This is a genomic window from Hydrogenophaga sp., assembly GCF_035481345.1.
Taxonomy (GTDB): domain Bacteria; phylum Pseudomonadota; class Gammaproteobacteria; order Burkholderiales; family Burkholderiaceae_C; genus Hydrogenophaga.
The window spans coordinates 45,732-58,127 of sequence record NZ_DATIGV010000083.1 but is presented as its reverse complement, the minus strand read 5'-3'; the positions used below and the strand labels follow the sequence as shown (position 1 = coordinate 58,127).

Sequence of the window (12,396 nt, the reverse complement as noted above, 5' to 3'; positions counted from 1 at the left end):
GCGCAACCGGCTTGGCCGGGCCGCAGGCACCGCCCCCTTGAGGGGGTCGCGCGCCGCGCGGCGGGGGCGATTCACGTCCTCCGCAGCCACCACATCACCACACCGGCCAGGCACAGCAGCACCACCGCCACGCAGGCCGCGAGGTTGAGCAGCGCGTTCCACACGCCCATGTCGCCCTGGTGCAAGGCGATGCCGACGGCCATCGTCTTGGCCATGGCGCCGTAGTCGGCGAAACCGATGTCGGCCAGCACGCGCCCGCTGTAGCGGTCCACGTGCACGGTGCGGTCGCCCGTGGGCTGGCCGAGGTCGCCGCTCATGGTGTTGGCCGAGACCGTGTACACGCCGCGTTCGTCGCGCGGCGGCGCGATCTGGTGCTGGCCATGGAAGCCGATGCGCTTCGCAAAGGCGGCGACGCTGTCGAGGTCCACCGGCGTGCCGGTGGCCAGGCCATCGGCGCCTTGAGACGAGCCCGAGGCCGGCAGCGGCGTCTGCGCCAGGCCCCAGGGCACCTCCTGCAGGCCGGCGGTGTTGAGCGCCGCGTGGGGCTCGCTGGACAGCGGCACGGCGTCCCACGTCCCGGCGGGGAAGCTGCCCCAGGCCTGCAACCACTTCCCACCCGTGACCCCGGTCCAGGTGAGGCCGCTGAGCAGGAACACCACCAGCACCGCCCCCGTGCACAGGCCCAGGCTGCCGTGCAGCGCGCGCCACCAGGCCAGGCCGCGCCGGCGCGCGCCGGGCCACAGGCGCGAGCGCCAACCCAGGCCGCCGCGCGGCCACCACAACACCAGGCCGGTGAGCAGCATCACCAGTGTGGCCCAGGCGGCGATCTCGATGAGGCGATCGCCCAGATCGCCGATGAGCAGGGTGCCGTGGATGCGCTGGGCCCAGGCGAAGGGCGTGTTCTCCTTGTCCACCCAGTGCAGCACGGTGCCGCGATAGGGATCGACCGCGGCGGCGAGCGTCTGGCCGTCGCGCTCGATGACGAACCACGCGGCGCGATCGGGCGCGCGCGGTGCGACGTAGGTGCGCAGCTTGCCGTCGGGCACATCGGCCAGCGCGGCCAGCGCCTGCGCGCTCACTGGCTGAGCCATGGGCAGCGGCGCCACGCGGGGATCGACTCCCAGGCGCGTCTGGAAGCCGGTGTAGAAGACCATCACCGCGCCGGTGAGGGCGAGCGTGAGCAGAAAGGGCATCACCAGCAGACCGGCGATGGCGTGCCAGCGCCAGGCGATGGCGCGCAGGTCGACGCGGGCGCGCGCAGGCGCGCCCACGCCCGGGGCGTCGGGCAGAGAGGGCATGGGAAACCTCGCGGGCGCGGATCAGTGCTTGCCGTGGCCGCCGCCGTGGCCGCCGGCCGCCGGCGCCGGCGCGGCCGACAGCGCGCGGGCCGTGGCCTTCACATCCTGCGTCCGGCGCTGGCCGTCCGCGCCTTCGAACACCAGCGTGAGCGGCACGGCCTCGCCGGCCTTCACGGGCGCCTTCAGGTCCATCAGCATCACATGCAGGCCCCCGGGCTTGAGCTCCACGGTCTGGCCCGCGGCCAGCGGCAATGCGTCAACGGCGCGCATGCGCATCACATCGCCGTCGAGCTTCATTTCGTGCACCTCGACGATGCCGGCGGCGGGCGAGCGCACCTCGACCAGGCGCGTGGCCTGCGGCGCGGTGAGCTTCATGAAGGCGCCGGTGGCCGATTGCGCGCCGACGGTGGCGCGCGCCCAGGCGTCCTGCACCTGCACCGGGCTTTGGGCCCAGGCGGTGGCGGCGGTGGCGAAGGTGGCGGCGATGAACAGGTGTTTCATGGGGAATCCGAATCTGCAAAGGGGAAAACGCGGCAGCGGCCGGGGGGCCGACGCCGTGAAGCGCGGTGATTCAGATGCCCCGGGGCGGCGCGCGTGCGGGGGCGTGGGCCGTGGCAGGGGCCTCCCAGCCGCGCTGGGCCCGGGCCAGCGGCAGCGGCTGCGGGCCCGCGTCGGGCAAGGCCAGCGCATGGGCTGGCGGCTGGCCGGCCGCCCCGCCGGCGATGACGCCCCAGGGGCAGGTCATGGCCGTGTCGCTCGCGTGCCCATCGGCGCTGTCGCCGGCATCGGCGCGCACCCAGGTGATGCCGCTGGCGCTGCAGACCTGCACCCAGTGGCCCGCGCCGGGCCCGTGGGCCTGCAGCGCGGCCTGCGACAGCGCGGGCGCGAACGCACCGAAGCAGACCGCCAGAAGGGCGATCCACGCGGTGCCACGGCGCAGCCAGCGGTGCAGGAACATGGGGCGGGATTTTACGGGTGGGGGTCTCGCCGGTGACGCCTGAGGCCTTGCGCGGGCCGGGCACCGGCGCCACGATCACCCGTTTCGAACGACCACCGGAGACAGTCCCATGCTCAAGCTCTGCGGCTTCGCGGCCAGCAACTACTACAACAAGGTGCGGCTCGCCCTTCTCGAAAAAGGCATTGCTTTTGAAGAAGAGCTCGCCTGGATCGGCGAGACCGACAAGTCCTGCAGCCCCCTGGGCAAGGTGCCTTACCTCAAGACGGACCAGGGCGCGCTGTCGGAATCGACGGTGATCCTGGAATACCTGGAAGACGCCTACCCGCACCCGCCCCTGCTGCCGTCCGACGCCTTCGCCGCCGCCAAGGTCCGCGAGCTGGTGCGTTACCTCGAGCTGCACCTGGAGCTGGTGGCGCGCAACCTCTACCCCGAGGCCTTCTTCGGCGGCAAGGTCAGCGACAGCGCGAAGGAGAAGATCGCGCCGCAGCTCGAGAAGAACATCGCGGGCTTCGCGAAGCTCACCACCTTCTCGCCCTTCCTGGCGGGGGATGAATTCACCCTGGCCGACTGCGCGGGCGCGGTGCACCTGCCCCTGGTGAGCAGCGCCACCAAGATCATCTACGGCCGCGACTTCCTGGCCGAGCTGCCCGTGCGCGACTACCTCAAGCGCCTGGGCGAACGCCCCACGGTGCAAAAGCTCAACGCGGACCGCAAGACGAATACGGAACTCATGCTGAGCCGCGCCAAGGCAGCCTGACCGCCCCCGAGCGCCCACCCCGAACCCAGTGGCACCGAGGAACCGGCTTTGCCGGGCCTCAGGTGCCGCCCCCCTTGAGGGGGGTCGCGCGAAGCGCGGCGGGGGGTGCTTACTTCTTCGGTCGGATGGCGTCCGCCGTCCCCTGGATGAAGGCCTTGATCTTCTGCACGTCGTCCGCGCTGAGCTTGCCCGTGAAGTCGGGCATGCCGCGCGCCATGGCCGGGCCCTTGAAGACGAACTTGTCCAGGTTCGCGATGAAGCTCGAATCCATGTAGCCCAGGTTGGGGATGTTGCCGCCCCGGTCCACGCCCGGCACGCCGTGGCAGAAGACGCAGTTGCTCACGTACAGCGCGGTGCCTTCGGGCACGTGGGCCGGGTCGTACTTCACGCCCTCGATGAGCTGACCCAGGCGGTAGGCGACGAACTCCGGCGCGGGCGCCTTGCCGCCCACGGCGAAGGTGTAGACCGTGCCCGGGCCCTGGCGCTCGGTGGCGCGCGCCGCGATGCCGTAGACCCCGCCCCAGCCCACCGCGATGGACACGTACTGCTTGCCGTCGACGAGGTAGGTCATGGGCGCAGCGACCACGCCGGTGCCCGTGGGCGTCTCCCACAGCTTCTCGCCGCTGCTGGCGTTGTAGGCCACGAAGCGGCCGTCGGCCGTGCCCTGGAACACCAGGTTGCCCGCGGTGGTGAGCGTGCCGCCGTTCCAGGGCGAGACGTGCTCCACCGTCCAGCGCGGCGCCTGCTTCACCGGGTCCCAGGCCACCAGGCGGCCGAAGGGTTTGCTGGTGGGTGGCTCCACGTTGGCGAACATGGCCATGTTCCAGCCCATGCCACTGTGTGGCTCACCGGGACGCACGGCGTTGAACTTCCAGTCCTTGTTGTCCACCAGCGAGATGGGCACGCCCTGCACCGGCATGTAGACCAGGCCGGTCTTGGGGTTGAAGGACATGGAGTGCCAGTTGCGCGCGCCGTAGGCGCTGGGGATGATCTCGCGCGGGCGATCGGCCACGCGCGCGATGTCGGTCTCGATCGGACGGCCGTTCTTGTCGTAGCCCTTGGCCCAGTTCACGTCGACGAAGTTCTTCGCCGAGATGAACTTGCCGTTGGTGCGGTCGATGATGAAGAAGAAGCCGTTCTTGGGCGCGTGCATCACCACCTTGCGCTTCTTGCCGTCCAGCGTCAGGTCGGCCAGGATCATGGGCTGCGTGGAGGTGTAGTCCCAGTTGTCGCCGGGCGTTTCCTGGTAGTGCCACACGTACTTGCCGGTGTCGGGGTTGAGCGCGACGATGGACGCGAGGTACAGGTTGTCGCCGCCGGCCGGGCTGCGCTTCTTGTGCGCCCAGGGCGAGCCGTTGCCGGTGCCGATGTAGAGCAGGTTCAGGTCGGGGTCGAAGGCCATGGCGTCCCACGCGGTGCCGCCGCCACCGGCCTCCCACCACTTGCCGGCCGGGTCCCAGGTCTTGGCCGCCTTGGCCATGGACTCGTCCTCGAAGGGTTTGGACGGGTCGCCGGGCACGGTGAACCAGCGCCACTTCTGCTCGCCGGTCTTGGCGTCGTAGGCGGTCACGTAGCCGCGCACGCCGTACTCGGCGCCACCGTTGCCGATGATGACCTTGCCCTTGACCACGCGCGGCGCGCCGGTGATGGTGTAGCTGAACTTGCGGTCGATGATGGTGTCCTTCTCCCAGCGCTTCTGTCCGGTGGCCGCGTCCAGCGCGATCAGGCGCCCGTCGTAGGACGCCACGAACACCTGGCCTTCGTGCAGGGCCACGCCGCGGTTGACCACGTCGCAGCAGCCCTTGAAGCCGCCCTCGCGCGGCACCTGCGGGTCGTACGTCCAGATGCGCTTGCCGGTGCGCACGTCGATGGCGTGCACGATGCTCCAGGAGGCGGTGACGTACATGATCCCGTCCACCACCAGCGGCGTGGCTTCCACGCCGCGCGTGGACTCCAGGTTGTACGACCAGACCAGCCCCAGGTCCTTCACGTTGCCGGCGTTCACCTGGTCGAGCTTGGAGTGGCGCGTCTCGGCGTAGTCCAGGCCGTGGCTGGGCCAGTCGGGCGTGGCGCGCGCGTTGCTGCGCACGAAGGCGCCATCGACCTTCTTCGTGACCGCACCGATGTGCGCGGCCGATCCCTTGACCGGCGGCGCCTGCTGGGCCAGCGCGACCGGCGCGGCGGCCAGCAGCAGCGCCAGGCCGAGCGACAAGCCGAACGCCACGGGGGCGGCACGCGCGGCGAGCGAATGGGTGTTCATGTTGTCTCCTGTTGTGCCGTTCCGGGCCGGCGTGTGGGGTCGTCGGTTGCGCTCGCGCATCCCCCCGGAACACGGATGCCATGGCATTCATGTTCCCCAGCCGGCCATCGCCCGGCACCCCCGGGATTTCCCTCAAGTGTTTTGTTCCACGGTGGAACAGAGTGGCCCGTGGCGCAGGGATTTCCCGCAGCGCGGCGTCTGCGCACGCGGTCGATACTGCCTCGCCCCACCCGGAGCTTGCCCATGGCCGAACCCGCACGCCCCCTGTTCTTCCAGACCGCCGAGCAGCGCACGGCGCTGGCGCGCCAGCGCTTTTTCGAGGAAGGCGAGCGCCCCACGGGCCTGGTGAACGAAGCCGTCATCCAGTCGTGGATGCGCTGCACCGCCACGCGGCGCGACACGCGCCAGGTCGTGAGCTTCGACCCCGTCACGCGCAGCCGCATGCACGCCTGCCTGATGCGCAACCAGCAGTTGCTCATGGCCGGCAATGAGGAATTGCAGCAACTGGCCGCGGCATTGGTAGGCACCAGCTGCCGCGTGCTGCTCACCGACGGCCAGGGCGTGGTGATCCACGCCAGCGCACCGCTGGGCACGGCACCCCAGCCGCTGCTGGACGCGGGCAGCCGCGTGGGCGTGAACCTGGCCGAGGGCGAGATCGGCACCACCGCCCCCGGCATCGTGGCGCGCGTGGCCAGTGCCTGCACGGTGCACGGCGCGGAGCACTTCCACGAGATGCTGCAGACCCTGCACTGCGCGGCCGCGCCGATCCGCGACGTGCACGGCCGCCTGGCCGGCGTGCTGGACCTGTCCATCGAAGGCTCGCCCTTCGGCTTCGACGCGGCAGGGCTGGTGGCGCTCTACGCCAGCACCATCGAAAACCGCTTGCTGCGCCTGCAATCGCCCGCGCACCTGGTGCTGCAGTTCCAGGCCAGCCCGCGCGTGCTGGGCACGCCGCTGGAAGGCCTGGCCGGCGTGGACGTGAACGGCCAGCTCGCCTGGCTCAACCCGGTGGCGCAGCGCCTGACCGGCACCCAGGCGCTGACGCACCCGCCGGTGGACGAGGTCTTTGGCCTGGCCTTCGATGAGTTGCTGGCCCTGCACCGGGCGCGCGAGCCGCGCGCGCTGCGCCTGCCCAACGGGCTCACGGTCTGGGTGCGCGCGCACATCGGCAGCGCCGACGGCGTGGACTTCAACCGCGCGGTGGCCACGGGCGCGCCATCGGCCCAGGCGGGCGACGCGGCACCGCTCGCGCCCAGTGCCGACGCGGCGCCCTCCTCCACCCTGGACGACCACCGCGACCGCGTGATCTCGGAAACGCTGGCGGCCTGCGGCGGCAACATCGCGCGCGCCGCGCGGCAGTTGGGGGTGTCGCGCGGGCTGCTGTACCGGCGGCTGCGGGCCACGCCCGAGGCGGCGCCGGCCTCGGCCGACGCGCACTGACTCGCCGGTATTCGCGCTTACCGGGCCGCGTCGAGCTCGGCCTGCACCTCGGCGCGCAAGGCCTCGGCCCAGGCGCGGCGGTCGCGGTCGCCCGCGCGCTGCGGGGTGCCGTAGCGCACCACTGCACGCACGGTGTTGGCGCGCAGCGTGCGCCACACGGAGGCCACCAGCGTGTCGTCGCCCACGAAGACCGGGCCGGGGTGCGGCTGGCCGCTGTCGCTGTCGAGGTAGCGCAGGGCCACTGGCTGCACCGGCGCGCTGGCGGAGATGGCGGCCTGCAGCAGGTTGGCATGGAAGGGCAGCAGTTGCGTGCCATCGCCGGTGGTGCCCTCCGGGAACACCGAGACGATTTCGCCCGCGCGCAGGCGCTCGGCCATGCGGTGCACCACGCGCAGCGCGTCGCGCCGGTTCTCGCGCTCGATGTAGAGCGTGCCCGCGCCGGTGATGAGCGAGCCCAGCAGCGGCCAGTGCTGCGCGTCGGCCTTGGAGACGAAGCGGCTCGGGTGCGCGGCGTTCATCACGACGATGTCGAGCCAGGAGAGGTGATTGGCCACCACCAGCACGGGGCCGTGCGCGGGCGCCTGGCCCTGCACGTCGAGCGCGATGCCCATGATGGCCAGCAGGCGGCGCGACCACTCGCGCACGATGAGCTGGCTTTGCGCGTGCGTGAGGCGGCCGAACTCGGTGCGGATGATCCACAGCCCGCGCAGCACGTGCCACACGGCGCGCAGGGCGCGCCACGCCGCGCGCAGATGACCCCCTCGAACCGGGGCGGCGCGCGGGTTCACGCCAGCGCCGCCACGCCCTCGGCCGTGTGCGCGATCTGCCCGGCCACCAGCGTGGCGCGCACCGACACCGGCATCTCGTGGCCCTCGAACGGCGTGTGACGCCCCTGGCTGCGCAGCGCGGACGGCGCCACGCTCCAGGGCGCGTCGGGGTGGAAAACCAGCACGTCGGCCGCGCCGCCCACGGCGAGTTGGCCCACGCTGGCCTGCAGCGTGCCCAGGCTGGCGCCCAGCACCTGCTGCGGCCCGTGCGTGAGCACGGACAGGGCCTGCATGAGGCCCAGGCCTTCCTGCTGCGCCCAGGTGCAGGCCAGGCCCAGCAGCAGCTCCACCGCCGTGGCACCGGGCTCGGCCTCGGCGAACGGCAGGGTCTTGGCGTCGCTGTCCACGGGGTTGTGGTCTGAGACGAGCGCGTCGATGGTGCCGTCGGCCAGGCCGGCGCGCAGGGCGTCGCGGTCGCGCTGCTGGCGCAGCGGCGGCTGCAGGCGGAAGCGGCTGTCGTAGAAGCCGATGTCGACGTCGGTCAGGTGCAGGTTGTGCACGCTCACGTCGCAGGTGACGGGCAGGCCTTCGGCCTTGGCCGCGCGCACCAGGGCCACGCCGGCCGCGCTGCTGAGGCGGCACAGGTGCACGCGTGCGCCGCCCTTGATGCCGCGCATGAGTTCGAACAGGGTGTGCAGGGCAATGGTCTCGGCCGCCGCGGGCACGCCGGACAGGCCCAGGCGCGTGGCCAGCGGGCCGCTGGCGGCCACGCCCTTGCCCAGCCACAGGTCCTGCGGGCGCAGCCACACGGTGTAGCCGAAGGTGGCCGCGTACTGCAGGGCGCGCAGCAGCACCTGGGTGTTCTGGATCGTGACCTCTGCCTGGCCGAAGCCCACGCAGCCGGCCTCGGTGAGCTCGGCCATCTCGGTCAGCACCTCGCCACCCAGGCCGCGGGTGAGCGCGCCGAGCGGGAACACACGCGAGCGGTGCAGCTTCTCGGCACGGAACTTGAGCATGTCCACCAGGCCCGGCTCGTCGAGCACCGGTTCGGTGTCGGGCGGGCACACCAGCGAGGTGACGCCACCGGCCACGGCCGCGGCGGTTTCGCTCTCGAGCATGCCGGCGTGTTCCTGGCCGGGCTCCTTCAGGCGCACGGACAGGTCCACCAGGCCGGGCGCGACGATGCAGCCGGTGGCGTCGAGCGTGCGCGTGGGGTGGAAGTCGGCGGCGACCTGGCCGATGGCGATGATGCGGCCCGCCGCGATGGCGACGTCGGCCATCTCGTCGCGGCCGCTGGCCGGGTCGATCACGCGGCCGTTCTGGATGAGGATCTTCATGCGGGTGTCACCTTGGGGTCGCGGTGGCGGACGGGGTCGATCAGTTCGCGCAGCGCCGCCACCAAGGCCTCGCACTCGGGCTGCGAGCCGACGGTGATGCGCAGGTATTCCGCGATGCGCGGCTGCCTGAAGTGGCGCACCAGGATCTTGCGGTCGCGCAGGTCTTGCTGCAACTGGGGCGCGCTGTGCCGCGGGTGCCGCACCAGCAGGAAGTTGGCGTGGGACGGAAGGCAGTCGAAGCCCAGTTGGCCGAGCTCGCGCGCCAGCCACTCGCGGCTGTCGATGATGCGCCGGGTGAGCGAGGCGGTGTGCGCTTCGTCCTCCAGTGCGGCCTGCGCGCCCGCCAGCGCGACGCGGTCCAGCGGGTAGGAGTTGAAGCTGTCCTTGACGGTGGTCAGCGCCTGGATCAGGTCGGCGTGGCCGAGCGCGAAGCCCACGCGCAGGCCGGCCAGCCCGCGCGACTTGGACAGGGTCTGCACCACCAGCAGGTGCGGGAATTCATCGACCAGCGAGGCGGCGCTCTCGGCACCGAAATCGACGTAGGCCTCGTCCACCACCAGCACGGAGCCGGTGTTGCGCTCCAGCAGCCAGCGGATGTCGCCGAGCGGCAGCGCGATGCCGGTGGGGGCGTTGGGGTTGGGCAGCACGATGCCGCTGTTGGGCTGCAGGTAGTCGGCCACCCGCACGCGGAAGTGCTCGTCCAGCGGCACCGGCTGGCACGGCACGCCGTAGAGCGCGCAGTAGACCGGGTAGAAGGAGTAGCTGATGTCGGGCACCAGCACGGGCTGGCCATGGCGCAGCAAGCCCATGAAGGCGTGGGCCAGCACCTCGTCGGAGCCGTTGCCCACGAAGACCTGGTCGGGCCGCAGCCCGTGTTGCGCGGCGATGGTCTGGCGCAAGGCCAGGGCCGTCGGGTCGGGGTAGAGGCGCAGCCGCTCGTCCACCGCCTCGGCCATGCGTTGCAAGGCCAGGGGCGAGGGTGGGTAGGGGCACTCGTTGGTGTTGAGCTTGACCCAGCCCGCGCCCTGCGGTTGCTCGCCGGGCGTGTAGGCGCTCAGGCCGCGCAGGGCCGGGCTCCAGAAGCGCGTGGCGGCGTCGGGTGCGGTGGCGCTGCTCACGCTTCGTTGCCCGCCACGATGCCCATGACCGCCATGCGCACCGCGATGCCGAAGGTGACCTGCGGCAGGATCACGCTCTGCGGGCCGTCGACCACGGCGGAGTCGATCTCCACGCCGCGGTTGATGGGGCCCGGGTGCATGACGATGGCGTCGGGTTTGGCCCACTTCAGCCGCTCGGGCGTGAGGCCGAAGCTCTTGAAGTATTCCTGGCTGGAGGGCAGCAGCGCGCCGCTCATGCGCTCGTTCTGCAGGCGCAGGGTGATGACCACGTCGCAGCCCTTGATGCCCTCTTCCAGCGTGTGGCACACGCGCACGCCCATCTGCGACAGATCGCTGGGCACCAGGGTGCGCGGGCCGACCACGCGCACGTCGGGGCAACCCAGGGTGGTGAGCGCGTGGATGTCGGAGCGCGCCACGCGCGAGTGCAGCACGTCACCCACGATGGCCACGGACAGCTGGGTGAAGTCCTGCTTGTAGTGGCGGATCGTGTACATGTCGAGCAGGCCCTGCGTGGGGTGCGCGTGGCGCCCGTCGCCCGCGTTGACCACGTGCACGTGGGGCGCCACGTGCTGCGCGATCAGGTAGGGCGCGCCCGACTCGCTGTGGCGCACGACGAAGATGTCGGCCGCCATGGCGCTGAGGTTGGCGATGGTGTCGAGCAGCGACTCGCCCTTGGCGGTGGAGCTGCGCGCGATGTCGAGGTTGATGACGTCGGCGCTGAGGCGCGTGGCCGCGATCTCGAAGGTGGTGCGCGTGCGCGTGCTGTTCTCGAAGAACAGGTTGAAGACGCTCTTGCCGCGCAGCAGCGGCACCTTCTTCACCTCGCGGTTGCTCACACTGGTGAAGCTGGCGGCCGTGTCAAGGATGTGCGTGAGGATGTCGCGCGACAGGCCCTCGGTGGAGAGCAGGTGGATGAGCTCGCCGTTCTTGTTGAGCTGGGGGTTGCGGGCAGGGGTCATGGGGCGATGGCCTCCAGCACGAAGCGCAGGCGGCCGCTGTCGTCCCGCGCGAGTTCGAGCGATTGGCCGGCGGGCACGTCGACTGTCGCCACGCACAGCTGCGGCTCGATCGGCAGCTCGCGCCCGCCGCGATCGACCAGCACGGCCAGGCGCACGCGCTGCGGGCGGCCGTGGTCGAAGAGTTCGTTGAGCACGGCGCGCAGCGTGCGGCCGGTGTAGAGCACGTCGTCGATCAGCAGCACGTCCGCGCCGTTCACGTCGAAGGGGAGTTGCGTTTGCACGCTGCTGGCCAGGCCGCGGCGCGCGAAGTCGTCGCGGTGCATGACGGAGGACACCACGCCGCAGGCGCCGGCTTGTTTCAAGTCGGCGTGCAGGCGCTCGGCGATCCAGGCGCCGCCGGTGGCGATGCCCACGAGCCGGGTAGCGGGCTCGGCGTCGAGCAGGGCCTGCACGCGCGTGCGCAGTTGCGCGTAGAGCGCTTCGGCATCGGGGGGGGTCAAGGCAGGCTCCTCAGGAACTGTTCCAGGATGATGCAGGCGGACGCGGCGTCGGCGTCTTTGGCGCCGTGCGCGTGCGCCTCGGTGGTGCTGTAGCGCTCGTCCACCTCGAACACGGGCAGGCCGTGGCGGCCGTGCAGGCGGCGCGCGAACTTGCGCGCCATGGCCGTGTTGGCGTGTTCGGCGCCGTCGGGGTGAAAAGGCACGCCCACCACCAGAGCGTCGGGCGCCCATTCGCGGATGCGCTCGGCCGCGCGTTCCAGGCGCGCGTCGCCGGTGGCGACGATGGTGGGCTGCGGCGTGGCGCTTCGGGTGAGCCGGTTGCCGGTGGCCACACCGGTGCGGCGCTGGCCCACGTCGAAGGCCAGGAAGGTCTGCAGCGTGGCGGCGGCCTCGGGCGTCTCAGGCATGGCCGGCATCGGGCGAGAGCATCCAGGGTTGCTGCAGGCCCAGCAGGGCCATGGCGCGGTCGTAGCGCTCGGCCACCGGGGCGTCGAAAATGATTTCGATGTCGGCCGGCACCGTGAGCCAGGCGTTCTCGGCGATCTCGGATTCGAGCTGGCCCTGGCCCCAGGAGGCGTAGCCCAGCGAGACGAACACGCGGCGCGGGCCAGCGCCGGCCGCCATGGCCTCCAGCACGTCCTTCGAGGTGGTCATCTCCAAGCCACCCGGAATGGAGAGCGTGGAGGCGTACACCGACTCGCCGTCCTGCTCGGGGTTGACGGCCTCGTGCAGCACGAAGCCGCGCTCCGTCTGCACCGGGCCGCCCTGGAACACGGGCAGCTCCAGCAGGTCTTCGCGCGACAGAGGCAGCTCGACCTTCTCGAACAGCTTGGGCAGCAGGATGTCGCTGGGCTTGTTGATGACCAGACCGAGGGCGCCGCGCTCGCTGTGTTCGCACATGAACACCACGCTGCGGCCGAACAACTCGTCGGTCAACCCTGGCATCGCGATCAGGAAATGATGGGTCAGGTTGGTCGGAGCAAAATCGGCGGCCATGCGCGG

The 12,396-nt window shown here is 71.4% G+C and carries 13 protein-coding genes; 2 read left to right on the top strand and 11 right to left on the bottom strand.

The genetic code is table 11. The features are described 5' to 3' along the window. Positions 1-71: 71 nt before the first annotated feature. The 3 genes from VLG41_RS08755 to VLG41_RS08745 all read right to left on the bottom strand — a co-directional run bounded on the left by VLG41_RS08755 (position 72) and on the right by VLG41_RS08745 (position 2,256). The gene (locus tag VLG41_RS08755; protein WP_325349007.1) at positions 72-1,298 is read right to left on the bottom strand and encodes a PepSY domain-containing protein; all 1,227 of its coding nucleotides are present in this window, start codon (positions 1,296-1,298) and stop codon (positions 72-74) included. Positions 1,299-1,319: 21 nt separating this feature from the next. After that, on the bottom strand, positions 1,320-1,799 hold the full coding sequence (locus VLG41_RS08750) for a copper chaperone PCu(A)C (protein ID WP_325349006.1): 480 nt from the start codon (positions 1,797-1,799) through the stop codon (positions 1,320-1,322). 70 nt (positions 1,800-1,869) lie between these two features. Continuing rightward, on the bottom strand, positions 1,870-2,256 hold the full coding sequence (locus tag VLG41_RS08745; RefSeq protein WP_325349005.1) for a DUF2946 domain-containing protein: 387 nt from the start codon (positions 2,254-2,256) through the stop codon (positions 1,870-1,872). Positions 2,257-2,365: 109 nt separating this feature from the next. Between VLG41_RS08745 and VLG41_RS08740 the strand changes: the two genes are divergently transcribed. Further along, positions 2,366-3,013, top strand: coding sequence for a glutathione S-transferase (locus VLG41_RS08740; RefSeq protein WP_325349004.1), 648 nt, complete (start codon positions 2,366-2,368; stop codon positions 3,011-3,013). A gap of 109 nt (positions 3,014-3,122) precedes the next feature. On the opposite strand, the gene VLG41_RS08735 is transcribed toward VLG41_RS08740, so the two are convergent. Beyond that, positions 3,123-5,273, bottom strand: coding sequence for a PQQ-dependent dehydrogenase, methanol/ethanol family (locus VLG41_RS08735; RefSeq protein WP_325349003.1), 2,151 nt, complete (start codon positions 5,271-5,273; stop codon positions 3,123-3,125). 243 nt (positions 5,274-5,516) lie between these two features. Between VLG41_RS08735 and VLG41_RS08730 the strand changes: the two genes are divergently transcribed. Further along, positions 5,517-6,713, top strand: coding sequence for a helix-turn-helix domain-containing protein (locus VLG41_RS08730; RefSeq protein WP_325349002.1), 1,197 nt, complete (start codon positions 5,517-5,519; stop codon positions 6,711-6,713). 17 nt (positions 6,714-6,730) lie between these two features. Here the strand turns inward: VLG41_RS08730 and VLG41_RS08725 are convergent, their stop codons facing one another. From VLG41_RS08725 to VLG41_RS08695, 7 genes are read right to left on the bottom strand one after another with little or no spacing between them, the layout of a single operon-like run. After that, positions 6,731-7,501, bottom strand: coding sequence for a lysophospholipid acyltransferase family protein (locus VLG41_RS08725; protein WP_325349001.1), 771 nt, complete (start codon positions 7,499-7,501; stop codon positions 6,731-6,733). Beyond that, complete coding sequence (locus VLG41_RS08720) at positions 7,498-8,817, bottom strand: dihydroorotase (RefSeq protein WP_325349000.1); 1,320 nt, start codon at positions 8,815-8,817, stop codon at positions 7,498-7,500. Before VLG41_RS08720 ends, VLG41_RS08725 begins: the two co-directional genes overlap by 4 nt. After that, the gene (gene hisC, locus VLG41_RS08715; RefSeq protein WP_325348999.1) at positions 8,814-9,935 is read right to left on the bottom strand and encodes a histidinol-phosphate transaminase; all 1,122 of its coding nucleotides are present in this window, start codon (positions 9,933-9,935) and stop codon (positions 8,814-8,816) included. Before hisC ends, VLG41_RS08720 begins: the two co-directional genes overlap by 4 nt. Beyond that, positions 9,932-10,894 carry an aspartate carbamoyltransferase catalytic subunit gene (locus VLG41_RS08710; RefSeq protein WP_325348998.1) on the bottom strand — a complete coding sequence of 321 codons (963 nt, stop codon included), beginning with the start codon at positions 10,892-10,894 and terminating at the stop codon, positions 9,932-9,934. The genes hisC and VLG41_RS08710 overlap by 4 nt, the downstream gene beginning before the upstream one ends. Then, positions 10,891-11,394 (bottom strand): bifunctional pyr operon transcriptional regulator/uracil phosphoribosyltransferase PyrR, encoded by a 504-nt coding sequence (gene pyrR / locus VLG41_RS08705; RefSeq protein WP_325348997.1) that lies wholly within the window; start codon positions 11,392-11,394, stop codon positions 10,891-10,893. The genes VLG41_RS08710 and pyrR overlap by 4 nt, the downstream gene beginning before the upstream one ends. After that, positions 11,391-11,810, bottom strand: coding sequence for a Holliday junction resolvase RuvX (gene ruvX / locus VLG41_RS08700; protein ID WP_325348996.1), 420 nt, complete (start codon positions 11,808-11,810; stop codon positions 11,391-11,393). The genes pyrR and ruvX overlap by 4 nt, the downstream gene beginning before the upstream one ends. Next, positions 11,794-12,390, bottom strand: coding sequence for a YqgE/AlgH family protein (locus VLG41_RS08695; protein ID WP_325348995.1), 597 nt, complete (start codon positions 12,388-12,390; stop codon positions 11,794-11,796). The genes ruvX and VLG41_RS08695 overlap by 17 nt, the downstream gene beginning before the upstream one ends. Positions 12,391-12,396 lie beyond the last annotated feature (6 nt).

What these genes read in the sequence shown, in the direction of transcription:
- VLG41_RS08730 (WP_325349002.1), top strand. Translation starts at nt 5,517, where the DNA reads ATGGCCGAACCCGCACGCCCCCTGTTCTTCCAGACCGCCGAGCAGCGC.
- VLG41_RS08745 (WP_325349005.1), bottom strand. Translation starts at nt 2,256, where the DNA reads ATGTTCCTGCACCGCTGGCTGCGCCGTGGCACCGCGTGGATCGCCCTT.
- VLG41_RS08735 (WP_325349003.1), bottom strand. Translation starts at nt 5,273, where the DNA reads ATGAACACCCATTCGCTCGCCGCGCGTGCCGCCCCCGTGGCGTTCGGC.
- VLG41_RS08740 (WP_325349004.1), top strand. Translation starts at nt 2,366, where the DNA reads ATGCTCAAGCTCTGCGGCTTCGCGGCCAGCAACTACTACAACAAGGTG.
- ruvX (WP_325348996.1), bottom strand. Translation starts at nt 11,810, where the DNA reads ATGCCGGCCATGCCTGAGACGCCCGAGGCCGCCGCCACGCTGCAGACC.
- VLG41_RS08710 (WP_325348998.1), bottom strand. Translation starts at nt 10,894, where the DNA reads ATGACCCCTGCCCGCAACCCCCAGCTCAACAAGAACGGCGAGCTCATC.
- VLG41_RS08750 (WP_325349006.1), bottom strand. Translation starts at nt 1,799, where the DNA reads ATGAAACACCTGTTCATCGCCGCCACCTTCGCCACCGCCGCCACCGCC.
- VLG41_RS08695 (WP_325348995.1), bottom strand. Translation starts at nt 12,390, where the DNA reads ATGGCCGCCGATTTTGCTCCGACCAACCTGACCCATCATTTCCTGATC.
- VLG41_RS08755 (WP_325349007.1), bottom strand. Translation starts at nt 1,298, where the DNA reads ATGCCCTCTCTGCCCGACGCCCCGGGCGTGGGCGCGCCTGCGCGCGCC.
- VLG41_RS08720 (WP_325349000.1), bottom strand. Translation starts at nt 8,817, where the DNA reads ATGAAGATCCTCATCCAGAACGGCCGCGTGATCGACCCGGCCAGCGGC.